The organism is Pseudomonas sp. S31 (assembly GCF_016648105.1).
GTDB lineage: Bacteria > Pseudomonadota > Gammaproteobacteria > Pseudomonadales > Pseudomonadaceae > Aquipseudomonas.
Window position 1 is genome coordinate 81517 of record NZ_JACVVE010000021.1, and the last position, 21955, is coordinate 103471.

19 protein-coding genes are annotated in these 21955 nt (G+C 64.9%); 11 read left to right on the plus strand and 8 right to left on the minus strand.

Annotation, left to right across the window (positions count from 1 at the left end; genetic code table 11):
* Positions 1-53: 53 nt before the first annotated feature.
* On the plus strand, positions 54-575 hold the full coding sequence (locus IAE37_RS16575) for a sigma-70 family RNA polymerase sigma factor (protein WP_201175283.1): 522 nt from the start codon (positions 54-56) through the stop codon (positions 573-575).
* Complete coding sequence (locus tag IAE37_RS16580) at positions 572-1324, plus strand: anti-sigma factor family protein (RefSeq protein ID WP_201175284.1); 753 nt, start codon at positions 572-574, stop codon at positions 1322-1324. Before IAE37_RS16575 ends, IAE37_RS16580 begins: the two co-directional genes overlap by 4 nt.
* A gap of 49 nt (positions 1325-1373) precedes the next feature.
* On the opposite strand, the gene xthA is transcribed toward IAE37_RS16580, so the two are convergent.
* Entirely contained in the window at positions 1374-2186 is an 813-nt protein-coding gene (gene xthA / locus IAE37_RS16585; RefSeq protein ID WP_201175310.1) for an exodeoxyribonuclease III, read from the minus strand.
* A 165-nt stretch (positions 2187-2351) separates the two neighbouring features.
* Between xthA and IAE37_RS16590 the strand changes: the two genes are divergently transcribed.
* Genes IAE37_RS16590 through IAE37_RS16600 form a run of 3 tightly spaced genes read left to right on the plus strand, consistent with a single transcriptional unit; the run spans position 2352 to position 8467 of the window.
* A complete protein-coding gene (locus IAE37_RS16590) occupies positions 2352-3002 on the plus strand; it encodes a GNAT family N-acetyltransferase (protein ID WP_201175286.1) in 651 nt (216 codons plus the stop codon).
* Between the two features lie 51 nt (positions 3003-3053).
* Positions 3054-4796, plus strand: coding sequence for an autotransporter assembly complex protein TamA (locus tag IAE37_RS16595; protein ID WP_201175312.1), 1743 nt, complete (start codon positions 3054-3056; stop codon positions 4794-4796).
* Complete coding sequence (locus IAE37_RS16600) at positions 4793-8467, plus strand: translocation/assembly module TamB domain-containing protein (protein WP_201175288.1); 3675 nt, start codon at positions 4793-4795, stop codon at positions 8465-8467. Before IAE37_RS16595 ends, IAE37_RS16600 begins: the two co-directional genes overlap by 4 nt.
* An 18-nt stretch (positions 8468-8485) precedes the next feature.
* Here IAE37_RS16600 and IAE37_RS16605 read toward each other — a convergent pair whose 3' ends face one another.
* Positions 8486-8854 carry a Mor transcription activator family protein gene (locus IAE37_RS16605; protein ID WP_201175289.1) on the minus strand — a complete coding sequence of 123 codons (369 nt, stop codon included), beginning with the start codon at positions 8852-8854 and terminating at the stop codon, positions 8486-8488.
* A 384-nt stretch (positions 8855-9238) separates the two neighbouring features.
* Between IAE37_RS16605 and IAE37_RS16610 the strand changes: the two genes are divergently transcribed.
* Positions 9239-9427: a hypothetical protein gene (locus IAE37_RS16610; RefSeq protein ID WP_201175291.1), complete on the plus strand. Its 189-nt coding sequence runs from the start codon at positions 9239-9241 to the stop codon at positions 9425-9427.
* A gap of 36 nt (positions 9428-9463) precedes the next feature.
* Here IAE37_RS16610 and IAE37_RS16615 read toward each other — a convergent pair whose 3' ends face one another.
* Entirely contained in the window at positions 9464-9838 is a 375-nt protein-coding gene (locus IAE37_RS16615) for a fe2+ zn2+ uptake regulation protein (protein ID WP_201175292.1), read from the minus strand.
* A gap of 197 nt (positions 9839-10035) precedes the next feature.
* Between IAE37_RS16615 and pvdQ the strand changes: the two genes are divergently transcribed.
* A complete protein-coding gene (gene pvdQ / locus IAE37_RS16620; RefSeq protein ID WP_328822749.1) occupies positions 10036-12348 on the plus strand; it encodes a bifunctional acylase PvdQ in 2313 nt (770 codons plus the stop codon).
* 70 nt (positions 12349-12418) lie between these two features.
* Here the strand turns inward: pvdQ and lpxH are convergent, their stop codons facing one another.
* Positions 12419-13141 (minus strand): UDP-2,3-diacylglucosamine diphosphatase, encoded by a 723-nt coding sequence (lpxH, locus tag IAE37_RS16625; protein ID WP_201175294.1) that lies wholly within the window; start codon positions 13139-13141, stop codon positions 12419-12421.
* On the minus strand, positions 13138-13641 hold the full coding sequence (locus IAE37_RS16630; protein ID WP_201175295.1) for a peptidylprolyl isomerase: 504 nt from the start codon (positions 13639-13641) through the stop codon (positions 13138-13140). The genes lpxH and IAE37_RS16630 overlap by 4 nt, the downstream gene beginning before the upstream one ends.
* 247 nt (positions 13642-13888) lie before the next feature.
* Between IAE37_RS16630 and IAE37_RS16635 the strand changes: the two genes are divergently transcribed.
* Together IAE37_RS16635 and cysS are read left to right on the plus strand one after the other, a co-directional pair.
* Positions 13889-15592 carry a glutamine--tRNA ligase/YqeY domain fusion protein gene (locus tag IAE37_RS16635; protein ID WP_201175296.1) on the plus strand — a complete coding sequence of 568 codons (1704 nt, stop codon included), beginning with the start codon at positions 13889-13891 and terminating at the stop codon, positions 15590-15592.
* A gap of 9 nt (positions 15593-15601) precedes the next feature.
* Positions 15602-16984, plus strand: coding sequence for a cysteine--tRNA ligase (gene cysS / locus IAE37_RS16640; protein WP_201175297.1), 1383 nt, complete (start codon positions 15602-15604; stop codon positions 16982-16984).
* 35 nt (positions 16985-17019) lie between these two features.
* On the opposite strand, the gene IAE37_RS16645 is transcribed toward cysS, so the two are convergent.
* From IAE37_RS16645 to IAE37_RS16655, 3 genes are all read right to left on the minus strand, one after another.
* The gene (locus IAE37_RS16645) at positions 17020-18393 is read right to left on the minus strand and encodes a sensor histidine kinase (protein ID WP_201175299.1); all 1374 of its coding nucleotides are present in this window, start codon (positions 18391-18393) and stop codon (positions 17020-17022) included.
* Positions 18371-19051 (minus strand): response regulator transcription factor, encoded by a 681-nt coding sequence (locus IAE37_RS16650; RefSeq protein WP_133324179.1) that lies wholly within the window; start codon positions 19049-19051, stop codon positions 18371-18373. The genes IAE37_RS16645 and IAE37_RS16650 overlap by 23 nt, the downstream gene beginning before the upstream one ends.
* Before the next feature lie 147 nt (positions 19052-19198).
* Positions 19199-20218, minus strand: coding sequence for a branched-chain amino acid aminotransferase (locus tag IAE37_RS16655; RefSeq protein WP_201175301.1), 1020 nt, complete (start codon positions 20216-20218; stop codon positions 19199-19201).
* Between the two features lie 585 nt (positions 20219-20803).
* On the opposite strand from IAE37_RS16655, the gene IAE37_RS16660 reads away from it, so the two are divergent.
* Together IAE37_RS16660 and IAE37_RS16665 are read left to right on the plus strand one after the other, a co-directional pair.
* Positions 20804-21637, plus strand: coding sequence for an urease accessory protein UreD (locus tag IAE37_RS16660; protein ID WP_201175302.1), 834 nt, complete (start codon positions 20804-20806; stop codon positions 21635-21637).
* Between the two features lie 9 nt (positions 21638-21646).
* Positions 21647-21949, plus strand: coding sequence for an urease subunit gamma (locus IAE37_RS16665; protein WP_167069853.1), 303 nt, complete (start codon positions 21647-21649; stop codon positions 21947-21949).
* Positions 21950-21955 lie beyond the last annotated feature (6 nt).

Consider the following 21955-nt stretch of genomic DNA (forward strand, 5'->3'; position numbering starts at 1 on the left):
CGCTCGGGCGTCTGCCTCTTACACTGACCCCACCCAGAGGCCGGAACCCTGCCATGCATGATCTGGATGACACCCAGTGGCGCGAGCTGCTGCAACGCCTGCGCCGCTTCGCCTTGTGGCTGACCCGCGATGGCGGCAGCGCCGACGACCTGGTCCAGGCCACGGTCGAGCGGGCCTTGAGCCGCAGCGGCCAGCAGCGTGACGCCGAGGGGCTGCGCGCCTGGCTGTTCACCATCCTTTATCGGCTGTTTCTCGACAGCAAGCGCCGTGAACGCCTGCATGCCCGCTGGTTGTCCTGGTTTGGCCGCGCCGATGCCGGCAGCGAACCGCTGGGCAGCGACACCGAAAGCATCGTCATGGCCCAGGCCGACCTGCAGGCCTTCGCTCGGCTGAACACCGAGCAGCGTGCGCTGCTGCTGTTGGTCAGCGTAGAGGGGCTGAGCTACAAGGAGGCCGCCCAGGCCCTGGGCATTCCCATTGGCACGGTGATGTCGCGCCTGTCGCGCGCCCGCGCCGCGTTGCGTGAACTGACCGAGGGCAGTCCGCCGCCCCCGGCCTTGCGGAGGCTGAAATGACACGCCTGATCCCCAGCGAGCACGAACTGCACGCTTATGTCGACGAGCGCCTGGACCCGGTGCGACGGGCCGAGGTGCAGGCCTGGCTGGCTGCCAACCCGCACGAGGCAGCGCGCATCGAGGCCTGGCGCAGCGATGCCCGGCGCCTGCGTGCGGCGCTGGCCGGCATGGCCGAAACAGCGGGCGGCGATTCCCTCGATCTGGTCCGCCTGCGCCGCCAACTGCGCCTGCGTCGACAGCGGCGCTGGGCCTCGGCGGCGGTCTTGCTGGTGGCACTGAGTGCCGGTGGGCTGGGGGGCTGGCAAGCCCGCGAAGCGACCCTGGCGGGCAGCGTGTTGCCCATGGCCGACGCGCTGCAGGCCCACAGGCTGTTTGCCGCCAGCCAGGCGCTGGACATCCAGGCCAGTGACCCGGTGCGCTTGCGCGCTTGGTTGGGCCAGCATTTCAGCCAGGTCGGCCCGTTGCCGGACCTGGGCGGTTATGGCTTCGAACCCGTCGGTGCGCGGCTGCTGAGCAACGAACAGGGGCCGGCCGCGCTGCTGGTGTTCCAGGACCGCCAAGGGCAGCGGATCAGCCTGTTCCTGCGCTCGCCAGGGGATCTGTTCCCGCGCATGCCCGAGGGGCAGCGGGTGGATGGGCAACTGGAGGCGCGCTATTGGTCCCATGGCGCGTACAACTTCGCGTTGGTCAGTGCGGCGGACGATGCACGTGGGGCGGGGGTAGGGCAGGCGTTGCGCCTGGGGTTGTAGCCCTCTACCGCGATGGCCCTATCGCCGCCAAGCGATAGGGCTGTGGCAATCAGCTCAGTTCCAGCCAGATCGGCGCATGGTCCGATGGCTTTTCCATGCCGCGCAAGTCGTAGTCCACGCCTGCTGCCTTGACCCTCGGCAGCAACCCTTGCGAGGCCATGATCAGGTCGATGCGCAGGCCGCGCTTGGGCTCGTCCTCGAAGCCGCGGCTGCGATAGTCGAACCAGCTGAAACGGTCGGCCACTTCGGGGTGCAGGTGGCGGAAGCTATCGACGAGGCCCCAGCCCTTGAGGCGCTCCATCCACTCGCGTTCCTCGGGCAGGAAGCTGCACTTGCCCGTCTTGAGCCAGCGCTTGGCGTTGTCCGGGCCGATGCCGATGTCGCAGTCCTGGGGCGAAATGTTCATGTCGCCCATCACCAGCACTGACTGGTCGGCGCTGAACTGGCCTTCGAGCAGGGCCTGCAGGTCGCTGTAGAAGCGTTGCTTGGCCGGGAACTTGGTGGGGTGGTCGCGGCTCTCGCCTTGAGGGAAGTAACCGTTCATGACGGTGATCGGCTTGCCGTCGGCATCCTCGAAGGTGCCCCAGATGAAGCGGCGCTGGGCATCTTCTTCATCGCTCGCGAAGCCCTTGTGCAGCGCCAGAGGTGCCTTGCGCGAGAGCAGGGCGACGCCGTAGTGGCCTTTCTGGCCGTGGTAATGCACGTGGTAGCCCAGGGCCTGGACATCCGCCAGGGGGAACTGATCGTCACTGACCTTGGTTTCCTGCAGGCCGATCACGTCCGGCTGATGCTTGTCGATCAGCGCCGCCAACTGGTGTGGACGGGCGCGCAGGCCGTTGATGTTGAAACAGACGATCTTCATGGCAAAGATGATCCCGGTAAAAGGCGCGATGCTAGCCGACATCGGCCCTCATCACCAGCATGGCGGCCGGTGAAGGTGGCTGCTAACGTGCTGATGGGGCTGAACGATGCGCTTTGGCGCGCCTCCAAGGCACTGTACCACCCCTTCCAAGGAGGATAGAGCGCAATGCCCGACACCCATGCCCCACCTGCCACGGTCTGCCAGCTGGACGACGGTTTCAGCCGTGAGGCGCGTTCGCTGCTGTACAACGCGTACCGCCACGAGCCCACCTTTGCCTACCTGTTCGAGGCCCAGCGCCCGGGCTACGAGCGGCGCCTGCGTACCCTGGTGCGAGAATGGGTGCGCCAGCATTTTTACCTGCGATTGCCCGCCATCGGTTTGCTGGTCGATGACCGGCTCATCGCCCTGGCCCTGATCGTTCCACCCCATCGACGCCTCGGCGTGGCCGACAGCTGGGCCTGGCGGCTGCGCATGATGCTTGGCGCGGGGCTGCGTTGCACCCGGCGCTACATGGACTACCAGGCGGCACTGGCCAGTTGCCTGCCCAGCGAGAAGGTGCATGTGCTGCCGCTGCTCGGCGTGCATCCTCAATTCCAGGGGCGGCAGTACGGCGAGCAATTGTTACAAGCTGTGCACGATTGGTGCGCCGAGGACCCGAACACCCAGGGCGTGGTGCTGGACACTGGCAACGAGCATTACCTGGGGTTTTACCAGCGTCAGGGCTATGAAGAAGTGGGCGAAATCGCAGTAGGCCCAATCCGAGAGCGGGTGTTCTTTCATCCGAATCCTGCGTCACCTAAATCTGCACATGCGTGAAGTTCGTCCAGGCCGCTCCCTTGAGCGCCTGGCTCTGGTAGCATGCGCCGCATGACGTATTCAGGAAGACTGACCTGGGGCCTGGTTTTCTGGGTCGCCAGTTGTACCGCATGGGGCCAGAGCGAGTTGCTGGTGAAAGTCGCACCGTCCAACAAGGACCTCAAGGCCAATGTCGAAGGCTACATAGGAAGCCTGGGGGACCGCGACGAGGAGGCGCTGCTGCGCTTCAGCCGTGGGGCCGAGGAGCAGGCGCGCAAAGCCGCGCAGGCACTTGGCTACTATCAGGCGCGGATCGACACCGAGGTCAAGGCGCCCGCCAAGGCCGACGGTTCCCCCCAACTGATCATCCGCATCGAGCCCGGTGAGCCCGTGCGCTTGCGCAACGTCACCGTACGCGTCGAGGGGCCGGCCAGCGAGATGAGGGCCTTCCGCGTCCCCGACAGCCGAGCCCTGCGTGCCGGCGAGCAGCTCAACCATGGGGTGTACGAGGACGCCAAGCGGCTGATCCAGAACCAGGCCTCGCGCTACGGTTTCTTCAATGGCCGCTTCAGCCAGCAACGCCTGGCCGTCGACCCCCAGGCCGGCGTCGCCGACATCGAGCTGGTCTACCAGAGCGGGCCGCGCTTCCACCTGGGCGCCGTGCACTTCGGTGGCGATACCCCACTCGACGAAGACCTGCTGCAACGCATGGTGTCGTTCAAGCCCGGCACCCCCTACGATTCGCAACTGATCGCCGAGCTCAACAACGACCTGCAGTCCAGTGGCTATTTCGACGGCGTGCGCGTGGACGCGGCGCCTACCACCGCAGTGGGCGAGGAAATTCCGGTGGACGTTCGCCTGGAAAGCCGCAAGCCCCGCACCATGGGCCTGGGCCTGGGCTTCTCGACCGACGTGGGGCCACGCGGAAAGGCCAACTGGACCCGCCATTGGGTCAACCCGCAAGGTCACAGCTACGGCTGGGAGACGGAACTGTCGGCGCCGCGGCAGAACGTCGGGCTCTGGTACGACATTCCCCTCGATCCGCCACTGACCGACAAGCTGCGTTTCGCCGGGGGCTACCAGTACGAGGAAATCGCCGGCACCGACACCCTCAGCAAGCTGCTCACCGTCGGGCCCGAGTGGCACAGCAAGTTGCCCAGCGGCTGGCAACGGGTGATATCGTTGAAGTACCAGCGCGAGGAATACCGCCTGGGGGATGATTCGGGGCTGAGCAACCTGCTGATGCCGGGGGTGAGCTTCTCCTACCTGCGCAGTGACAACCGCATCGACCCGCACAACGGCTACCGGCTGCAGTTCGACCTGCAGGCGGCCAAGGAAGGGCTGGTGTCCGACACCAACCTGCTGCATGGCAACGTCCTGCTCAGGGGCCTGACCACCCTGGGTCGTAACCACCGATTCCTCGGACGGGTGCAGTTCGGTGGCAGCGCGACCAATGGCTACAAGAACAACATCCCGCCTTCGCTGCGCTTCTTCGCCGGTGGCGACCAGAGCGTGCGTGGCTACGACTATCAGACCCTGTCGCCGAAGAACAGCGATGGCGACCGAATCGGCGGTCGCTACCTGGTCGCCGGTAGTGTCGAGTACCAGTATTCGCTGGCCGAGAAGTGGCGCGTGGCGACTTTCATCGACCAGGGCAATGCCTTCAATACGCTGGAACTGCCCAGCCTCAAGACCGGCGTCGGCATCGGCGTGCGCTGGGTGTCGCCGGTGGGGCCGCTGCGCCTGGACCTGGCCCACGCGCTCGATGACGATGGCGGTTTCCGCCTGCACTTCTCCATGGGGCCAGAGCTGTGATGCGTGTCGTCAAATTCATCCTGCTGCCGCTGTTGGCCGTGCTGCTGCTGGTGGTGTTGGTCGTGGTCGCGCTGCTCGGCAGCGAAGGCGGCAGCCGCTGGGTGCTGGGCCAGGTGCCGGGGCTGGAGGTCAGCGATTTTCAGGGCCACCTGGGCGGCAGCTGGCAAGCCAGCCGGCTGATCTGGAACAGTGGCGGCAACCAGGTCGAGCTGCAGCAACCACAGTTGGCCTGGTCGCCGGCCTGCCTGCTGCGCGCGACCCTGTGCGTGGAGCGCCTGCAGGCGCAACGTATCGACATGGCCTTCGCGCCCAGCGATCAGCCAGCCGAACCCGGCCCGGTACTGTTGCCGGCCTTGCGCCTGCCGGTGGCCATCGAGCTGGGTGAAGTCAAGGTGGGCCAGTTGCGTCTGGATGGCAGCGACCTGCTGGGCGACCTGCAATTGGTCGCGCGCTGGACTACCAGCGGCATGCGCATCGACAGCCTGCAACTGCAGCGCGACGACTTGCACGTGGACCTGCACGGCGACCTGCAACCCGAGGGCGACTGGCCGCTGCAACTGGAAGGCAACGTGCAGCTGCCGGCAGTGGAGGGGCAGGCCTGGCAACTGGCCTTGACCGCCACGGGGGCGCTGCAGAAGACTTTGAACCTGCAGGCCACCAGCAGCGGTTATCTGCAAGCCCGGCTGGACGGCGAGGTGCAGGCGCTGGCCGAGCACCTGCCGGCCAAGCTGCATATCCGCAGCGATGCGTTCAAACCGAGCGCGACGCTGCCGGACACCTTGCAGTTCAATGAGCTCAAGCTCGATGCCGAAGGCGACCTGCTCAAGGGTTACCGGCTCGCGGGCACGGCCAGCCTGCCTGCCGAGCAGTCGCCCGTGGCGCTGGTGTTGGCCGGACGGGTCGATGCCAAGGGCGCGCGCCTCGATGCGCTGGACCTCAGCGCCAGCGAAACCCAGCGCCTGAGCCTGACCGCCAGCGCCGACTGGCAGAATGCGCTGACGGCACAGGCCAGCATGTCCTGGCGGGACTTCCCCTGGTTGCGCCTGTACCCACTGGAGACGCCGCCCGAAGTCACCCTCAAGCGCCTCGACGCCCAGGTGCAGTACCTCGACGGCAAGTACCAAGGTACGTTCGCCGGCGACCTCGACGGGCCGGCGGGCGCGTTCAGCGTGGCCAGCCCGTTCGACGGCGACCTGGAGCAGGTGCGCCTGCCGCAGCTTGCCCTGACCGCAGGCCAGGGCAAGGCCGCCGGCGCCGTTGCGCTGCGTTTCGCCGACACCCTGGCCTGGGATGTCGATGTGCAGCTGTCCGCGCTGGACCCAGCCTACTGGCTCGCCGAACTGCCGGGCACGCTGGCCGGGCCGTTGCGCAGTAAAGGTGAACTCAAGGGCGACCGCCTGACCCTCGATGCGCAGCTAGACCTCAAGGGCCGCCTGCGCGGCCAGCCAGCGGTGCTCAAGGTCGACGCCAAGGGGGCGGACCAGCAATGGACGCTGGGGGCACTGGCCGTGCAACTGGGGGACAACCGCATCAATGGCAGCGGTAGCCTGCAGCAGCGCCTGGCCGGCCGTATCGACCTCGACCTGCCGCGCCTCGGGCAACTGTGGCCTGGGTTGCAAGGGCAGGTAAAAGGTCGACTCGACGTCGCCGGCACGCTCAAGGCGCCGCAAGGTACGTTGACCCTGCAAGGCCAGCAGGTTGCCCAGGCCGAGAACCGCATCCAGCGCCTCGCCCTGGATGCGCGCCTGGACAGCACCCAGCGTGGGGTCATCGACCTGACGGCCAGCGGTATCCGCTTGGGTGAAACACCCTTGGGCACGCTGCAGGCCAACGGCAAGGGCGATATCCGCCAGCAGGCCCTGACCCTCGGTCTCGACGGCCCGCAGCTCAAGTTGAACCTGGCACTCGATGGCCAACTGAACCAGGGCGACTGGCGCGGTCGCCTGGCCAGTGGCCGGATCCAGGCCGGCGGCCAGGACTGGCAGTTGCAGGCCCCGGCGCGCTTGCAGCGGCTGGCAAGCGGGCAGCTGGATTTCGGCGCCCACTGCTGGCGCTCCGGCCAGGCCAGCCTGTGTGGCGACGACCAGCGCCTGGCGCCGGAGCCGCGCTTGCGTTACCACCTCAAGCAGTTCCCGCTGGACAGCCTGGCGCAGTGGCTGCCCAAGGACTTCGCCTGGCAGGGCGTGCTCAACGCCGACATCAACCTCGACATCCCGGACAGTGGCCCGAAGGGCACACTGGTCGTGGATGCCAGTGGCGGTACCTTGCGGGTGCGCGACAAGGGCCAGTGGCTCGATTTTCCCTATCAGACCCTGCGCCTGGACAGCACCCTGGCGCCACGCCGGGTCGACACGCGCCTGGTATTCCGAGGCGAGCGGCTCGGCGAACTGAACCTCGATACCCGTCTCGACCCGCTGGGCAAGGACAAACCGTTGAGCGGCGACTTCCGCCTGGCGGGCCTGGACCTGTCGATCGCCCGACCATTCGTGCCGATGGTCGAGCGCCTGACCGGCCAGCTCAATGGCAGCGGCCGCTTGTCCGGTACCTTGCTTGCGCCGCAGATCAACGGCAACCTGGCCTTGACCGGTGGCGAGATCAGTGGCGCGGAGCTGCCGGTGAGTTTCGAGGGGTTGTCGTTGCAGGCCTTGATCGCCGGTGAGCGGATCCAGCTCAACGGTGGCTGGCAGAGCGGGGCGACCGGCCGTGGCCAGCTGTCCGGCGAGATGACCTGGGGCCAGGCCCTGGCCATGGACCTGCGCTTGCAGGGCCAGCGCCTGCCGGTCACGGTCGAGCCCTACGCTACGCTGGAGGCCTCGCCTGACCTGAGCGTGCGCCTGGTCGATGACAAGCTGGCGGTGACTGGCAAGGTGCGCATACCCAAGGGCGAGATCGTCGTGCGCGAACTGCCTCCATCGACGGTCAAGGTGTCCGACGACACGGTCATCGTCGGCCACCAGACCGAAGAGGGCAAGGCACCGATGGCCGTGGCCATGGACATCGACGTCGAGGTGGGCCAGGAGAAGCTTTCGTTCAGCGGCTTTGGCCTCACCGCCAACCTGCTCGGCCATGTACACATCGGCGACAACCTGGACACCCGTGGCGAGCTGAGCCTGGCCGACGGCCGCTACCGGGCCTACGGCCAACGCCTGACCATCCGCCGCGCACGCCTGCTGTTCGCTGGGCCGATCGATCAGCCTTACCTGGACATCGAGGCCATTCGCAAGGTCGATGACGTGATCGCCGGCATTCGTTTGAGCGGCAGCGCCGAGCAACCGACCACCCAGGTGTTCTCGGAACCCGCCATGAGCCAGGAGCAGGCGTTGTCCTACCTAGTGCTCGGCAGGCCACTGAACAACAGTGGCGAAGACAGCAACGTGCTGGCAGAAGCAGCATTGGGCCTGGGCCTTGCGGGCAGCGAAGGGTTGACCGGCAGCCTGGCCTCGCGCCTGGGGATCGACGACTTCCAGCTCGACACCGAGGGGGCTGGCAACTCGACCAGCGTGGTCGCCAGCGGCAACATCACCGAGCGCCTGAGCTTGCGCTATGGAGTAGGGGTGTTCGAGCCGGCCAACACCATCGCGCTGCGCTACAAGTTGAGCAAGAAGGTGTATCTGGAAGCTGCCAGTGGCGTGGCGAGTTCGTTGGACATTTTCTACAAACGCGACTTCTGATAGCCCCCGCAGAGGGGGCTATGCTTGGCGCCGGATATTGCCGATCTGGCGCAGGCTCAGGCCGTACTTGTGCGCCAGCAGGCTGCGTGACAGGCCATCGGCGCTGTCTTTCTGGATCTGCAGGTTGCGTAGCCGGCGCAGGAAGTGGTCTGGCTTGGGGATTTCCAGGGCCACGCCGGCGAAACGCTTGATCAGCGCGTCGAGTGCTTCGGGCGGGAGGACATCGGCGAGCTTGGTGCGTGCGCGGTGCTTGGGAATGTACTTTGGGCGGCCGCCAAAAGCGCAGGTCAGGGCGTAGGCGTTTTCGATGCCGACGCATTCGATCAAGGCTTGCAGCGATTGCGGCAACTGGGTGATGTCGATGCAGGTGAGGTCTGGCAATTCCATGTGAGGCTCCCTCCAGGAAGATGGGGTGCGATGCTTGAACATCCTTGGTGATTGGCCAACGATCGCGGATTGTTCGAGATCGTCGGCATGGAGGGATTTTCAGCCAGCGCCAAGCCGGGTCGCTAGGCGCCATGAGGCGTAGGGGATGTAGGCGAGGCGAGCAGGAATTGCAGGCATCGCATTCCTACGGTGTAGGACGTAGCCTCAGCATCTGCCTACAGCCCTTGATCTTCCGTCTAAGCTTATGGGCAGATCGAGTGAGGGTGGCAGTACCCGACGTGGTCTGCCGGATGGCGATGAAATGCGGCGTCGTGGGAGGCTGCGATGTATCATGACCACGGCTCGTCGCGAGCCATCCGCCCTAGATGTTGCAAGGAAACCCCGATGACACACGTACAGCGCCTCAAATACTCTCTGTTGATCATCCTGGTCATGCTGGGCCTGATGTTCGGCCTGTCCCATCTGCAAAAGCAGGGCACCATCAGCGAGCAGACGTTCCAGATACTGGCCATCGCCATTGCCGTGGTCGTGGTGGTGATCAACGGGATACTGCGGCGCAAGGTCAAGTCCTGACCCATGCCGGCCGGCCAGCCCTGGCCGGCCCAGCCTTCAACGTGCGAGCGGCTGCTCCAGAACGGCGCGGGCCTCGGGGTTGAGGCTGTAGCACTTGTCGCTGCCCAGGCTGATCACGCCTTCGGCGCACAGACGCTTGAGCACCTCGCGCACGCTCAGGAACGACAACGGAATATCCAGTTTCTCCAGTTGCGCGTGCACGCCGCGCACGCCGATGCTGCGGCCATTGCGGTCGGCGTGATGCAGCGCGTCGATCACCTTGAGCCGGATAAGGCTGGTACGCAGGCCGAAGCTGCGCAGCAGTTCGCGAATCTGCTCATTGCCCAGGCGCTCGTCCCCGCTGGCGACCGGTCCGGTGGGCGCCTTGCCCGGGATTGGCCCGGCCTGCAATGAGGGTTGCGGGTTGTACATGTGAATGCTCCTTTTCGTGGACTATCCCGAAATATGGGTGGCTCACTTACTAGGACGAATGAGAACGGCAAATCTGCAGCCTTGCGCCAAAAAAAATGCCTCGGTTCTTTTCAAGACGTTGCAGCGCGTGCCAGCGCGTAAAATTTTCATCCAGCCATTCGTCTGATCGGGGTGACCCCAGAATCCGAGGAGTGCCTGTGTTGCCTATTTCGCGTCCCTTCACCTGTGCGGCGCTTGCCGCCGCGCTGGTCGCTTCCAGCCTTGCCGTGCAGGCAGGGCAAGACGACCTCGCCGCCAGCGCGCAGATCCGTCGTACCAGCTTTGGCGTACCGCACATCGTGGCCAAGGACGAACGTGGCCTGGGCTACGGCATCGGCTATGCCTACGCGCAGGACAACCTGTGCCTGTTGGCCAACGAAGTGCTCACCGTCAATGGCGAGCGTGCCCGCTACTTCGGCGCCAAGGGCAAGACCCTCGAACAGCGCGAGAACCTGGCCAGCGACCTGTTCTACACCTGGCTCAACACCCCGGTGGCGGTCGATGGCTTCCTCCAGGCCCAGCCTGCGGAGGTCCGCGAGCTGCTCGAAGGCTACGCCAGTGGCTACAACCGGGCCCTGGGTGAGCGGCGCAAGGCGGGCTTGCCAGCCGAATGCGGGCAGGGCGAGTGGGTGCGGCCCATCACCAGCCTGGACCTGGTCAAGCTGACTCGGCGTCTGTTGGTCGAAGGCGGCGTAGGCCAGTTCGGCGAGGCCTTGGTGGCGGCGCAGCCTCCGCGCCAGGCAGCCCAACGCCCGGCGGCCGATTATGCCGCGGCATTGGCCATGCAGGAGCGCTTTGCCTTCGAGCGCGGCAGCAATGCCGTGGCGGTCGGCGCACAGCGATCTGCCAACGGTCGCGGCCTGCTGCTGGCCAACCCGCATTTCCCGTGGATGGGCGCGATGCGTTTCTACCAGATGCAGCTGACCATCCCTGGGAAGCTCGACGTGATGGGGGCGGCGCTGCCCGGCCTGCCGGTGGTCAACATCGGTTTCAACCGTTATCTGGCCTGGACCCACACGGTCGACACGTCGAAGCACTTCACGCTCTATCGCCTGCAACTCGACCCCAAGGACCCGACCCGCTACCTGCTCGACGGGCAGTCGCTGCCGCTGGACCGGCAGTCCTTGAGCGTCACGGTCAAAGCCGAGGATGGCACCCTGAGCCAGGTACGGCGCGAGGTCTATGCCTCGAAGTTCGGCCCGGTGGTGCAGTGGCCCGGGCGTCTGGACTGGGATACCCAGGCCGCCTACAGCCTACGCGATGCCAACCTGGACAATACCCGGGTGCTGCAGCAGTGGTATCAGATCAACCGCGCCAGCAACCTGGATGAGCTCAAGGGCTCGATCGCGCAGTTGCAAGGCATTCCGTGGGTCAACACCCTGGCGGTGGACGAGGGTGGCCATGCCCTTTACCTGAACCAGTCGGTGGTGCCCTATGTGGACAAGGCACTGCTGGGCCAATGCAGCAATCCGGCGCTGAAGGGGCCGCTGGTGGTGCTGGACGGCTCGCGTTCTGCCTGCCAGTGGAAGGTCGACGCGCAGGCGGCGCAGCCAGGGATCTTCCCCGCGCGCTTGCTGCCGAGCCTTGAGCGCGAAGACTTCGTGCAGAACTCCAATGACCCGGCGTGGATGGTCAACCCGGCACAGCCGTTGACTGGCTTCTCACCCGTGGTCAGCCGTGACGATCAGCCACTGGGCATGCGCGGGCGCTTTGCCCTGCAGCGCCTGCAAGGCAATGCCAAGCTGGGCGTGGCGGATCTGCAGCGCATGGTGATGGATGATGAGGTGTACCTGGCCAGCTTGCTGCTGCCCGACCTGCTGCACTGGTGCCAGGGGGCCGAGGCCGACCTGCGACCGGTATGCTCCAGCCTGGCCGAGTGGAACGGCAAGGCCGATCTGGACAGCGGGGTCGGCTTGGTGCACTTCAGCAACATCCTCGAAGCGATGGCCCGCCATCCGCAAAGCTGGCGGGTGGCCTTCGATCCGGCCGACCCGCAGCACACGCCGCGAGGGCTGGCGGTGGAGCAGGCGCAAGTGCGCAAGCTGCTGCGCGAGGCGGCGCTGGCTTCGATGCAACAGGTCGCCAAGAGTGGCGTCGCCGACGGCAGCCAATGGGGGCAGATCCAGCAGGCGCTCAATGGCACCCCGGTAGCCGGCGGGCCCCAGGCGCTAGGCATCTACAACGCGATCAGCAGCATCCCGCACGGGCCGGGCAAGCGTCTGGTGGTCAGTGGCACCAGCTACTTGCAACTGGTCAGCTTCACCGAGAAGGGGCCGCAGGCCACCGGGCTGCTGGCGTTCTCCCAGTCCAGCGAAGCGGGTTCGGCGCATTTCAGCGACCAGACCAAGGCATTCTCGGACAAGCGCTTGGCACCTATTCCCTTCACCGAGGCGCAGATCAAGGCTGATCCGCAATACCGGCAGTATGTGATCAGCGAGCACGACAAGGGGGCCGTGGCCAGTCAGCCATAGGTGCAATGAATCGCCGGCAAAGCCATTCCTGCAGGAACCGGCTTGCCGGCGATGAAGACAGGAGGGGCCTTCAGGAGAACTCGAACGGCTCCAGCTGGAAACCGTGCTCGTCCACCTGCAAGGTCCAGCCACGGCGGTCCCAGTCGCCCAGCACGATACGCCGCGCGGGCTGGCCGTCGACCACCAGCTTGTGGATCGCCGGCCGGTGCGTGTGGCCGTGGACCAGAGTGCGCACGCCATGGGCGGCCATTACCCGGGGTACTTCCTCAGGCGTCACGTCGACGATCTCGGTGGCCTTCATGCGCACTTGCGCACGGCTTTCACTGCGCAGCTTGCGTGCCAGCTTGTGCCGAGCGGACAGCGGCAGGTGCCGGAGGATCCACAGGGTCAGCGGGTTGCGCAGGTAGCGGCGCAGTTTCATGTAGGCCGCGTCGCGGGTACACAGGGTGTCGCCATGCATCAGCAGCACTGCCTCGCCACCCAGCTCGATCACGCTCGGGTCGGGCAGCAGGGTCGCGCCTGCGGCCTTGCAGAAGCCCTGGCCGAGCAGGAAGTCACGGTTGCCGTGCATCAGGTAGATGGCTGTGCCGCTGTCGCTCAACTGGCGCAGGGCCTGGCAGATCGACTGCTGGAAGGGCGTCATGGCATCGTCGCCGATCCAGGCCTCGAAAAAGTCGCCGAGGATGTACAGGGCCTCGGCATGGCGGGCGCGGCCATCGAGCAGATCAAGAAACGCCCGGGTAATGTCCGGGCGTTCTTCTTGCAGGTGCAGATCGGAGATCAGCAGTATCACTCAATGATCTCGGCTTTCTCGATGATCACGTCGTCTTTCGGCACGTCCTGGTGGCCAGCCTTGGAGCCAGTGGCGACTTTTTCGATCGCGTCGACCACTTCACGGCCTTCGATCACTTCACCGAACACGGCGTAGCCCCAGCCCTGCACGTTCTTGCCGCTGTGGTTGAGGAAGTTATTGTCGGAGGCGTTGATGAAGAACTGTGCGGAAGCGGAGTGCGGCTCCATGGTGCGGGCCATGGCAATGCTGTACTTGGTGTTCTTCAGGCCATTGTCGGCTTCGTTCTGGATGCTGGCACGCTTGTCACGTTTTTCGTTCATGCCTGGCTCGAAACCGCCGCCCTGGATCATGAAGCCTTTGATGACGCGGTGGAATACGGTGTTGCTGTAGTGGCCAGCGTTAACGTATTCGATGAAGTTGGCCACGGTGATCGGGGCTTTTTCAGCGTTCAGCTGGATGACGATATCGCCTTGGTTGGTGGTCAGTTTGACTTTGGACATGCTGGAATTCGCTCTCTCAAGGCATTCGGGAATAGGGTGCGCAGGGCGCCTGTAGTCACCTGACGCAGGATCCGGCGACCACGACACATGGCGCGCAGGGGCCATTTTGCCAGGCTGCGGCAAAAAGCGGCGATAAATCACGGCAGTTTGTCCGAGCCCGACTGTCAGCAGCTTGACTGCTTCGGCTATGATAGGCCCTTTGATTCAATCGGCCTACCCAGGCCGGACACGTGCATTCAAGGATCCTATGAGCAAGCCCACTGCCGACAACGCGCCCAACGCCGCTGCCAAAGGCGCCCCCGCCGTCCCTGCGAACTTCCTGCGGCCGATCATCCAGGCCGACCTGGACTCGGGCAAGCACAGCAGTATCGTCACCCGTTTCCCGCCAGAGCCCAACGGCTACCTGCACATCGGCCACGCCAAGTCGATCTGCGTCAACTTCGGCCTGGCCAAGGAATTCGGCGGCGTCTGCCACCTGCGCTTCGATGACACCAACCCGGCCAAAGAGGACCAGGAGTACATCGACGCCATCCAGAGCGACGTCAAGTGGCTGGGCTTCGACTGGGCCGGCGAGGTGCGCTACGCCTCGAATTACTTCGACCAGTTGCACGACTGGGCCGTCGAACTGATCAAGCGTGGCAAGGCCTATGTCTGCGACCTGACCCCTGATCAGGCCAAGCAATACCGTGGCAGCCTGACCGAACCCGGCAAGAACAGCCCGTTCCGCGAGCGCAGCGTCGAGGACAACCTCGACCTGTTCGCCCGCATGAAGGCCGGCGAGTTCAAGGATGGCGAGCGTGTGCTGCGTGCCAAGATCGACATGGCATCGCCGAACATGAACCTGCGCGACCCGATCCTGTACCGTATTCGCCATGCCCACCACCACCAGACCGGTGACAAGTGGTGCATCTACCCGAACTACGACTTCACCCATGGCCAGTCGGATGCCATCGAGGGCATCACCCACTCGATCTGCACCCTCGAGTTCGAAGGCCATCGCCCGCTGTACGACTGGTTCCTGGACAACCTGCCGGTACCGGCGCACCCACGCCAGTACGAGTTCAGCCGCCTGAACCTGAACTACACCATCACCTCCAAGCGCAAGCTCAAGCAGCTGGTCGACGAGCAACACGTCAGCGCCTGGGACGACCCGCGCATGTCGACCCTGTCGGGCTTCCGCCGCCGTGGCTACACCCCGGCGTCGATCCGCAACTTCTGCGAAATGATCGGTACCAACCGTTCCGACGGCGTGGTCGACATGTCGATGCTCGAATTCAGCATCCGCGACGACCTCGACCGCACCGCACCGCGCGCCATGTGCGTGCTGCGCCCGCTGAAGGTGGTCATCACCAACTACCCCGAGGGCCAGGTCGAGCAGCTCGAACTGCCGCGCCACCCGAAGGAAGACATGGGCGTGCGCGTGCTGCCGTTCGCCCGCGAGCTGTACATCGACCGTGACGACTTCATGGAAGAGCCGCCAAAAGGCTACAAGCGCCTGGAACCGGCCGGTGAAGTACGCCTGCGCGGCAGCTACGTGATCCGCGCCGACGAGGCGATCAAGGACGCCGATGGCAACATCGTCGAGCTGCGCTGCTCCTACGATCCGGACACCCTGGGCAAGAACCCCGAGGGCCGCAAGGTCAAGGGCGTGATCCACTGGGTCCCGGCTGAAGGCAGCGTGGAGTGTGAAGTGCGCCTGTACGACCGCCTGTTCCGCTCGCCGAACCCGGAAAAGACCGAAGATGGCGGCAGCTTCCTCGACAACATCAACCCCGATTCGCTGCAAGTGCTCAGTGGTTGCCGCGCCGAGCCTTCGCTGGGCCAGGCACAGCCGGAGGACCGCTTCCAGTTCGAGCGCGAGGGTTACTTCTGCGCCGACCTCAAGGACAGCCAGCCGGGCCGTCCGGTGTTCAACCGCACCGTCACCCTGCGTGACTCCTGGGGCAGCTAAGGAATCGCCGTGCTTACCATCTACAACACGCTGAGCAAGACCAAGGAAACCTTCAAGCCGCTCGACGGCAACAAGGTGCGCATGTACGTGTGCGGCATGACCGTGTACGACTACTGCCACCTGGGCCATGGCCGCAGCATGGTGGCCTTCGACCTGGTTACCCGCTGGCTGCGCAAGAGCGGCTACGAACTGACCTACGTGCGCAACATCACCGACATCGACGACAAGATCATCAACCGGGCCAACGAGAACGGCGAGTCGTTCGACGCGCTGACCGCCCGTATGATCGACGCGATGCATGAAGACGAGCGTCGCCTCAACATCCTGCCGCCGGACCAGGAACCGCGTGCCACCGACCATATCGCCGGCATGCACGCGATGATCCAGACCCTGATCGACAAAGGCTACGCCTACGCGCCGGGCAATGGCGACGTGTACTACCGGGTCGGCAAGTTCGTCGGTTACGGCAAGCTGTCGCGCAAGAAGATCGAAGACCTGCGCATCGGTGCACGCATCGAGGTCGACGAGGCCAAGCAGGACCCGCTGGACTTCGTGCTGTGGAAGGGTGTCAAGCCCGGCGAGCCGAGCTGGGAGTCGCCGTGGGGCCCAGGCCGTCCGGGCTGGCACATCGAATGCTCGGTGATGTCGACTTGCTGCCTGGGCGAGAGCTTCGACATTCACGGCGGTGGCAGCGACCTGGAGTTCCCGCACCACGAGAACGAGATCGCCCAGAGCGAAGCCGCCACCGGCAAGCAGTACGCCAATGCCTGGATGCACTGCGGCATGATCCGCATCAATGGCGAGAAGATGTCCAAGTCGTTGAACAACTTCTTCACCATTCGCGACGTGCTTGAAAAGTATCACCCGGAAGTGGTGCGCTACCTGCTGGTGGCCAGCCACTACCGCAGCGCCATCAACTATTCCGAAGACAGCCTGCGTGATGCCAAGGGTGCGCTGGAGCGCTTCTATCATGCCCTGCGCGGCTTGCCGCGGGTGGCGGCCAAGGGTGGCGAAGCGTTCGTCGAGCGCTTCAGCGTGGCGATGAACGACGACTTCGGTACGCCCGAGGCCTGCGCGGTATTGTTCGACCTGGTGCGTGAGATCAACCGCCTGCGTGACAGCGACCCTGAGGCCGCCGCCGGCCTGGCCGGTCGCTTGCGCGAGTTGGGTGATGTGCTGGGTGTGCTGCAGCTGGATGCCGATGAGTTCCTGCGTGCCGGTGCCGAAGGCAAGGTCGATGGCGCCGAAGTGGAAGCCTTGATCCAGGCGCGCCTGCAGGCGCGTGCCGACAAGAACTGGGCCGAGTCCGACCGTATCCGCGACCAGCTGACCGCCATGGGCGTGGTGCTGGAAGACAGCAAGGGTGCCACTACCTGGCGACTGGCTGACTGATCAGCGTAATTGGGGCCGCAACGCGGCCCCAGCTTTTATTTGCAATGCAGCACCAGCTTTGCCCCACCCAACTCGCTTTCGCCGACCTCCAGGCCAAACCCATGCAGGTCGACGATCGCCGCGACGATCGACAATCCCAACCCGAAACCGGTATGGCGGTGGCCTTCCTCGCTGCGATAGAAGCGTTTCAATACCGCGTCCCGCTCTTGTGCGGGAATCCCCGGCCCACTGTCATCGATGGCGATATGCACGCCGGCTTCGTCCTGGGTCGCGGTCACCACCACCTGGCCGCCTTCGGGGGTGAATTTGATGGCGTTGCCCATCAAGTTGGCCAGGGCCTCGAACATCAGCTCGCGATCCCCGTGCAGGGCCGCCAGGCGCTCAGGCTGCTGCAGATGCAGGCGAATGGCGCCATCCTCGGCCAGTGGCAGGTAGAAATCATGCAATTCCACCAGCAGTTCATGGGGATCGAGCTGGACGAAGCCGGCGCGCCGTTGGCGATCCTCCAGCTCGCTGATGCGCAACAGGCCGCGGAAACGCGCCATCAGTGTGTCGGTCTCACCGATCGCCTGGTCCAGCGCTTCGGCTTGTGGCGAATCCACGCTGCTCTGCTGGCGGATTCGGTAGAGCTGGGCGCGCAAGCGGGTCAGCGGCGTGCGCAGGTCATGCGCGATGTTGTCGCACACACCCTTGACCTCATGCATCAGGCGCTCGATACGGTCGAGCATGGCGTTGACGATGGCGGCGAGCATGTCCAGCTCGTCGCGGCGGGCAGACAGGGGCAGGCGGTGAGTCAGGTCGCCGGCGACGATCAGTTCGGCCTGCGCCTGGATTGCGCGGATGCGCTTGAGCGGCCTGCGCCGCAATAGGTACCAACCCGCGAAGCCGGGTATCAGGGTCAGGGAGATGCCCCACAGCAGGGCGTCGAGAATGATCCGGGTGACCACGAACAGCGAGCCGTTGTCGCGCACCAGTACCAGCCAGCGGCCGTCCTGTACTTTGATGGCCACGGCATCGCAGCTGTCGCGCGGTACATGCGGGTCGTCGGCATCCAGGCAGCGCTGCAGCTCGTGCACCTGGCCGTCCATGCCGAGCTCGGGCGGTATAGCGCGGATGCGACCGCCGATCGGATTGAGCTGGGCGTCGAACAGGCCATAGGCATCGAAGGCCCGCTCCTCGAAGGCCTGGCTGGCGATCAGGGCGTCGTCCAGCTGCTTGCCGCTCATATGGGCGAACAGGTGCTGGCGCTGCAGCATGGAATGGCGGGTGAGCTTGTTCAGGTAGCTGGACACCTCGAAGTACAGCACCCCCATGAGGATGCAGCTCCAGGCCACGAACAGGAAGCTGTACAGTGCCAGCAGGCGGCTGGTCGAGGAACTCCAGCCTTTAGACGGGTTCGGCAATGGCATAGCCGGAGCCCCGAACGGTTCGGATCAACGGTGACTGGCCAGGCGCGTCGATCTTCTTGCGCAGGCGGCCGATATGCACGTCGATCAGGTTGGTGCCGGGGTCGAAGTGATAGCCCCAGACCTCCTCGAAAATCATCATCCGGGTAATCACCTGGCCGGCATGGCGCATCAGGTATTCCAGCAGCTTGTACTCGGTGGGCAGCAGGTTGAGGGTCTGCTCGCCGCGTCGTGCCTCGTGGCTGATCAGGTCCAGCTCCAGGTCTGCGACCTGCAGCCGGGTCTGGGTCATCGGTACGCTGTTGCGCCGCAGCAGCACTTCGACGCGGGCGGCCATTTCGTCCGAGGCGAACGGCTTGGTCAGGTAGTCGTCGCCGCCGGCACGCAAGCCGCGCACGCGTTCGTCGACATCGGAGAGGGCGCTGATCATCAGGATCGGCGTGGCGATCTTCAGGTTGCGCAGGGTGGTGACGATGGTCAGGCCATCGACTTCGGGCAGCATGCGGTCGAGGGTGATCAGGTCATAGCCCCCGGCAATGGCCTTGGCCAGGCCCTCACGGCCATTGTCGGCCCAGTCCACGTCCAGGCCGTGGCTGGTGAGTTCGGCGACGATTTCCTGTCCGGTGACTGCGTCGTCTTCGATGGTCAGTACGCGGGGCATGCTGGTTCCTGGGCGGCGAATGGAGATTTGATTGTGCCAAAGAATAGACAAGCGGCGATTTAAGAAAAATTCATCTATCGGTCGCACAAAACGAAACGGGGCATGCCATTGCCTGGCATGCCCCGTTGATTCGTGTGGCGCGACGCCTCAGGCGACCTTGACGATCCAGCCTGCTGGCGCTTCGACGTCACCGCTCTGGATGCCGGTCAGCTCGTTGTAGAGCTTCTGGGTGACCGGGCCGACCTTCTCCAGGTCGTGGAACACGTGCAGTTTGCCGTTGTACTCGATGCCACCGATCGGGGTTATCACCGCAGCGGTGCCACAGGCGCCGGCTTCGAGGAAGCGGTCGAGCTTGTTGATCTCGACGTCGCCTTCGATCACGGTCAGGCCCAGGCGCGATTGCGCCAGTTCCATCAGCGACAGGCGAGTGATGCCTGGCAGCACCGAGGCCGACTTCGGCGTGACGAACTCGTTGTTGGCAGTGATGCCGAAGAAGTTGGCCGAGCCGACTTCCTCGATCTTGGTGTGGGTCAGCGGGTCCAGGTAGATGGCGTCGGCGAAGTTAGCCTTCTTGGCTTCGGCGCCTGGCTGCAGGCTGGCGGCGTAGTTGCCACCGACCTTGGCGGCGCCAGTGCCTTGAGGGGCGGCACGGTCGAAGCTGGAAATCTGGAAGTTGTGCGGCTTCATGCCGCCCTTGAAGTACGAGCCAACCGGGATGGCGAAGACCGAGAAGATGAACTCGGGGGCGGTGCGCACGCCGATGTTGTCACCGGTGCCGATCACGAACGGACGCAGGTAGAGGGCGCCCTTGCCGTGTGGCGGAACGAACTTCTCGTTGGCCTTGACCACTTGCTTGCAGGCCTCGATGAAGACATCGGTCGGCACTTGCGGCATCAGCAGGCGGGCGCAGCTGCGCTGCATGCGGGCGGCGTTCTGGTCAGGGCGGAACAGGTTGATCGAGCCGTCCTTGCAACGGTAGGCCTTGAGGCCCTCGAAGCATTGCTGGCCATAGTGCAGGGCGGTGGAGCCTTCACTGATGTGCAGCACGTTGTCTTCGGTCAGGGTGCCGTTGTCCCACTCACCATCGCGCCATACGGACAGGTAGCGCTTGTCGGTCTTGATGTAGTCGAAACCCAGCTTGTCCCAGTTAATGCTCTCGTTACTCATGACACCCTCGATTGTCTTGCAGATGCCCGATCGCTCGGGCTGCTGTTGTATGCGCACCTCGCCACGATAATACATCCGTCGCGGATCGGGAACGGCCAGTCACGAATTGGCAGGTGCGCAGGGGGCATGGCGGGGGATTTTCATTGCCTAGCCCCAGTTTGTTTCGGGCCAATATTGCCTGTGGGATCTCCTGGCGGGTGCAAGGCTGGCAACCATGGCCTTTCAGGTATGGCACGTTGCAACAAATGTAGGAGCGGGTTTACCCGCGAAGCGCCGCGCGGGCGGCGCTCGATCTCGAATCCACTACGACTCCTCGCCCTGCTCCCAGCCCCTCCAAAACGTCTCACCAACCAGCACCGAAACAGGGCTGAATCCCGCCCCTTCCATGTGCGTTCCAGGCGCATATGCCCCATGCCAGAGCCCTCGCGGCAAATGTTTCATCTGCCTTCACCTGCGAAGTTGGCCCGCAACCTGCTATATCCAGCCAGCGAATTTGATCGAGTGGTCAGCCCGCAACGCTCCCCTGGAGTGCCGCGCGTGACCCTCTAAACGGCCGTCAGGCCACGGATTATCAGGGGCCGCAGGATGTCGCTCGCGGAGCAGATCGAACCACCGGAACAGGATGCAGGTTGGAGCGCGCACCTTCAGCTACGCTTCGTCGAGCGTGACGGCGTGACCCGCCTTGGTGCGCGGCGTCATTTCGGACCTCTTTTGGTGCAGCGACCCTTCTACCCTGAAGGTGCACCTTGTCATGTCTACGTCTTACACCCGCCCGGCGGCATCGTCGCTGGCGACCGGCTGGAACTGGATATCCACCTCGAACCCGCTAGCCATGCGCTGCTGACCATGCCCGGCGCCAGCAAGTTCTACCGCAGCATCTGCCCTACGGCACGGCTGGCCCAGCGCTTCCATCTGCAGGCCGGCAGCACGCTCGAGTGGCTGCCGCAGGACAGCATCTTCTTCAACGGCGCACGGGCCAGCCTGGACAGCCGCTTTACCCTCGAACCCGGCGCTCGCCTGCTGGCCTGGGAAACCCTGTGCCTGGGCCGCCCGGTGATGCACGAACGCTTCGACCAGGGCGCGTTGGACAGCCGCCTGTGCATCGACTTGCCAGACGGTCCTGGTTTGCACGAGCGCCTGCGTATCGAGGGCGGGCAGTTGGGCAAGCTGGCCGGGCATCCCTTGCTCGCCACCTTCTGCGCGGCGCCTGCCGACCAGGCCGTGCTGGAACGGATCCGCCCGCTCCTCGACGAGTTGGGCAACCCGGCCGGCGCCACCTTGCTCGGTCCACTGCTGGTGATCCGCCTGCTCGACCACGACAACCAACACCTGCAACACACCCTGCAGCGCCTCTGGCACGTACTGCGCCCGGCCGTCCTCGGCCTGCCTGCGTGCCCGCCGCGCATCTGGGCCACTTGAGAGAGCGCCATGGAGCTGACCCCGAGAGAGAAAGACAAACTGCTGCTGTTCACCGCCGCACTGCTGGCCGAACGGCGCCTGGCCCGTGGCCTGAAGCTCAACTACCCGGAGGCGGTGGCGTTGATCAGCGCCGCCGTGCTCGAAGGCGCCCGCGATGGCCGCACGGTGGCCGAGCTGATGAGCCTGGGCCGCGAGGTGCTCGGCCGCGAGCAAGTGATGGAAGGCGTCGCCGAGATGCTCCATGACGTGCAGGTCGAAGCCACCTTTCCCGACGGCACCAAGCTGGTGACCGTGCATGACCCCATCGTCTGACCCGGC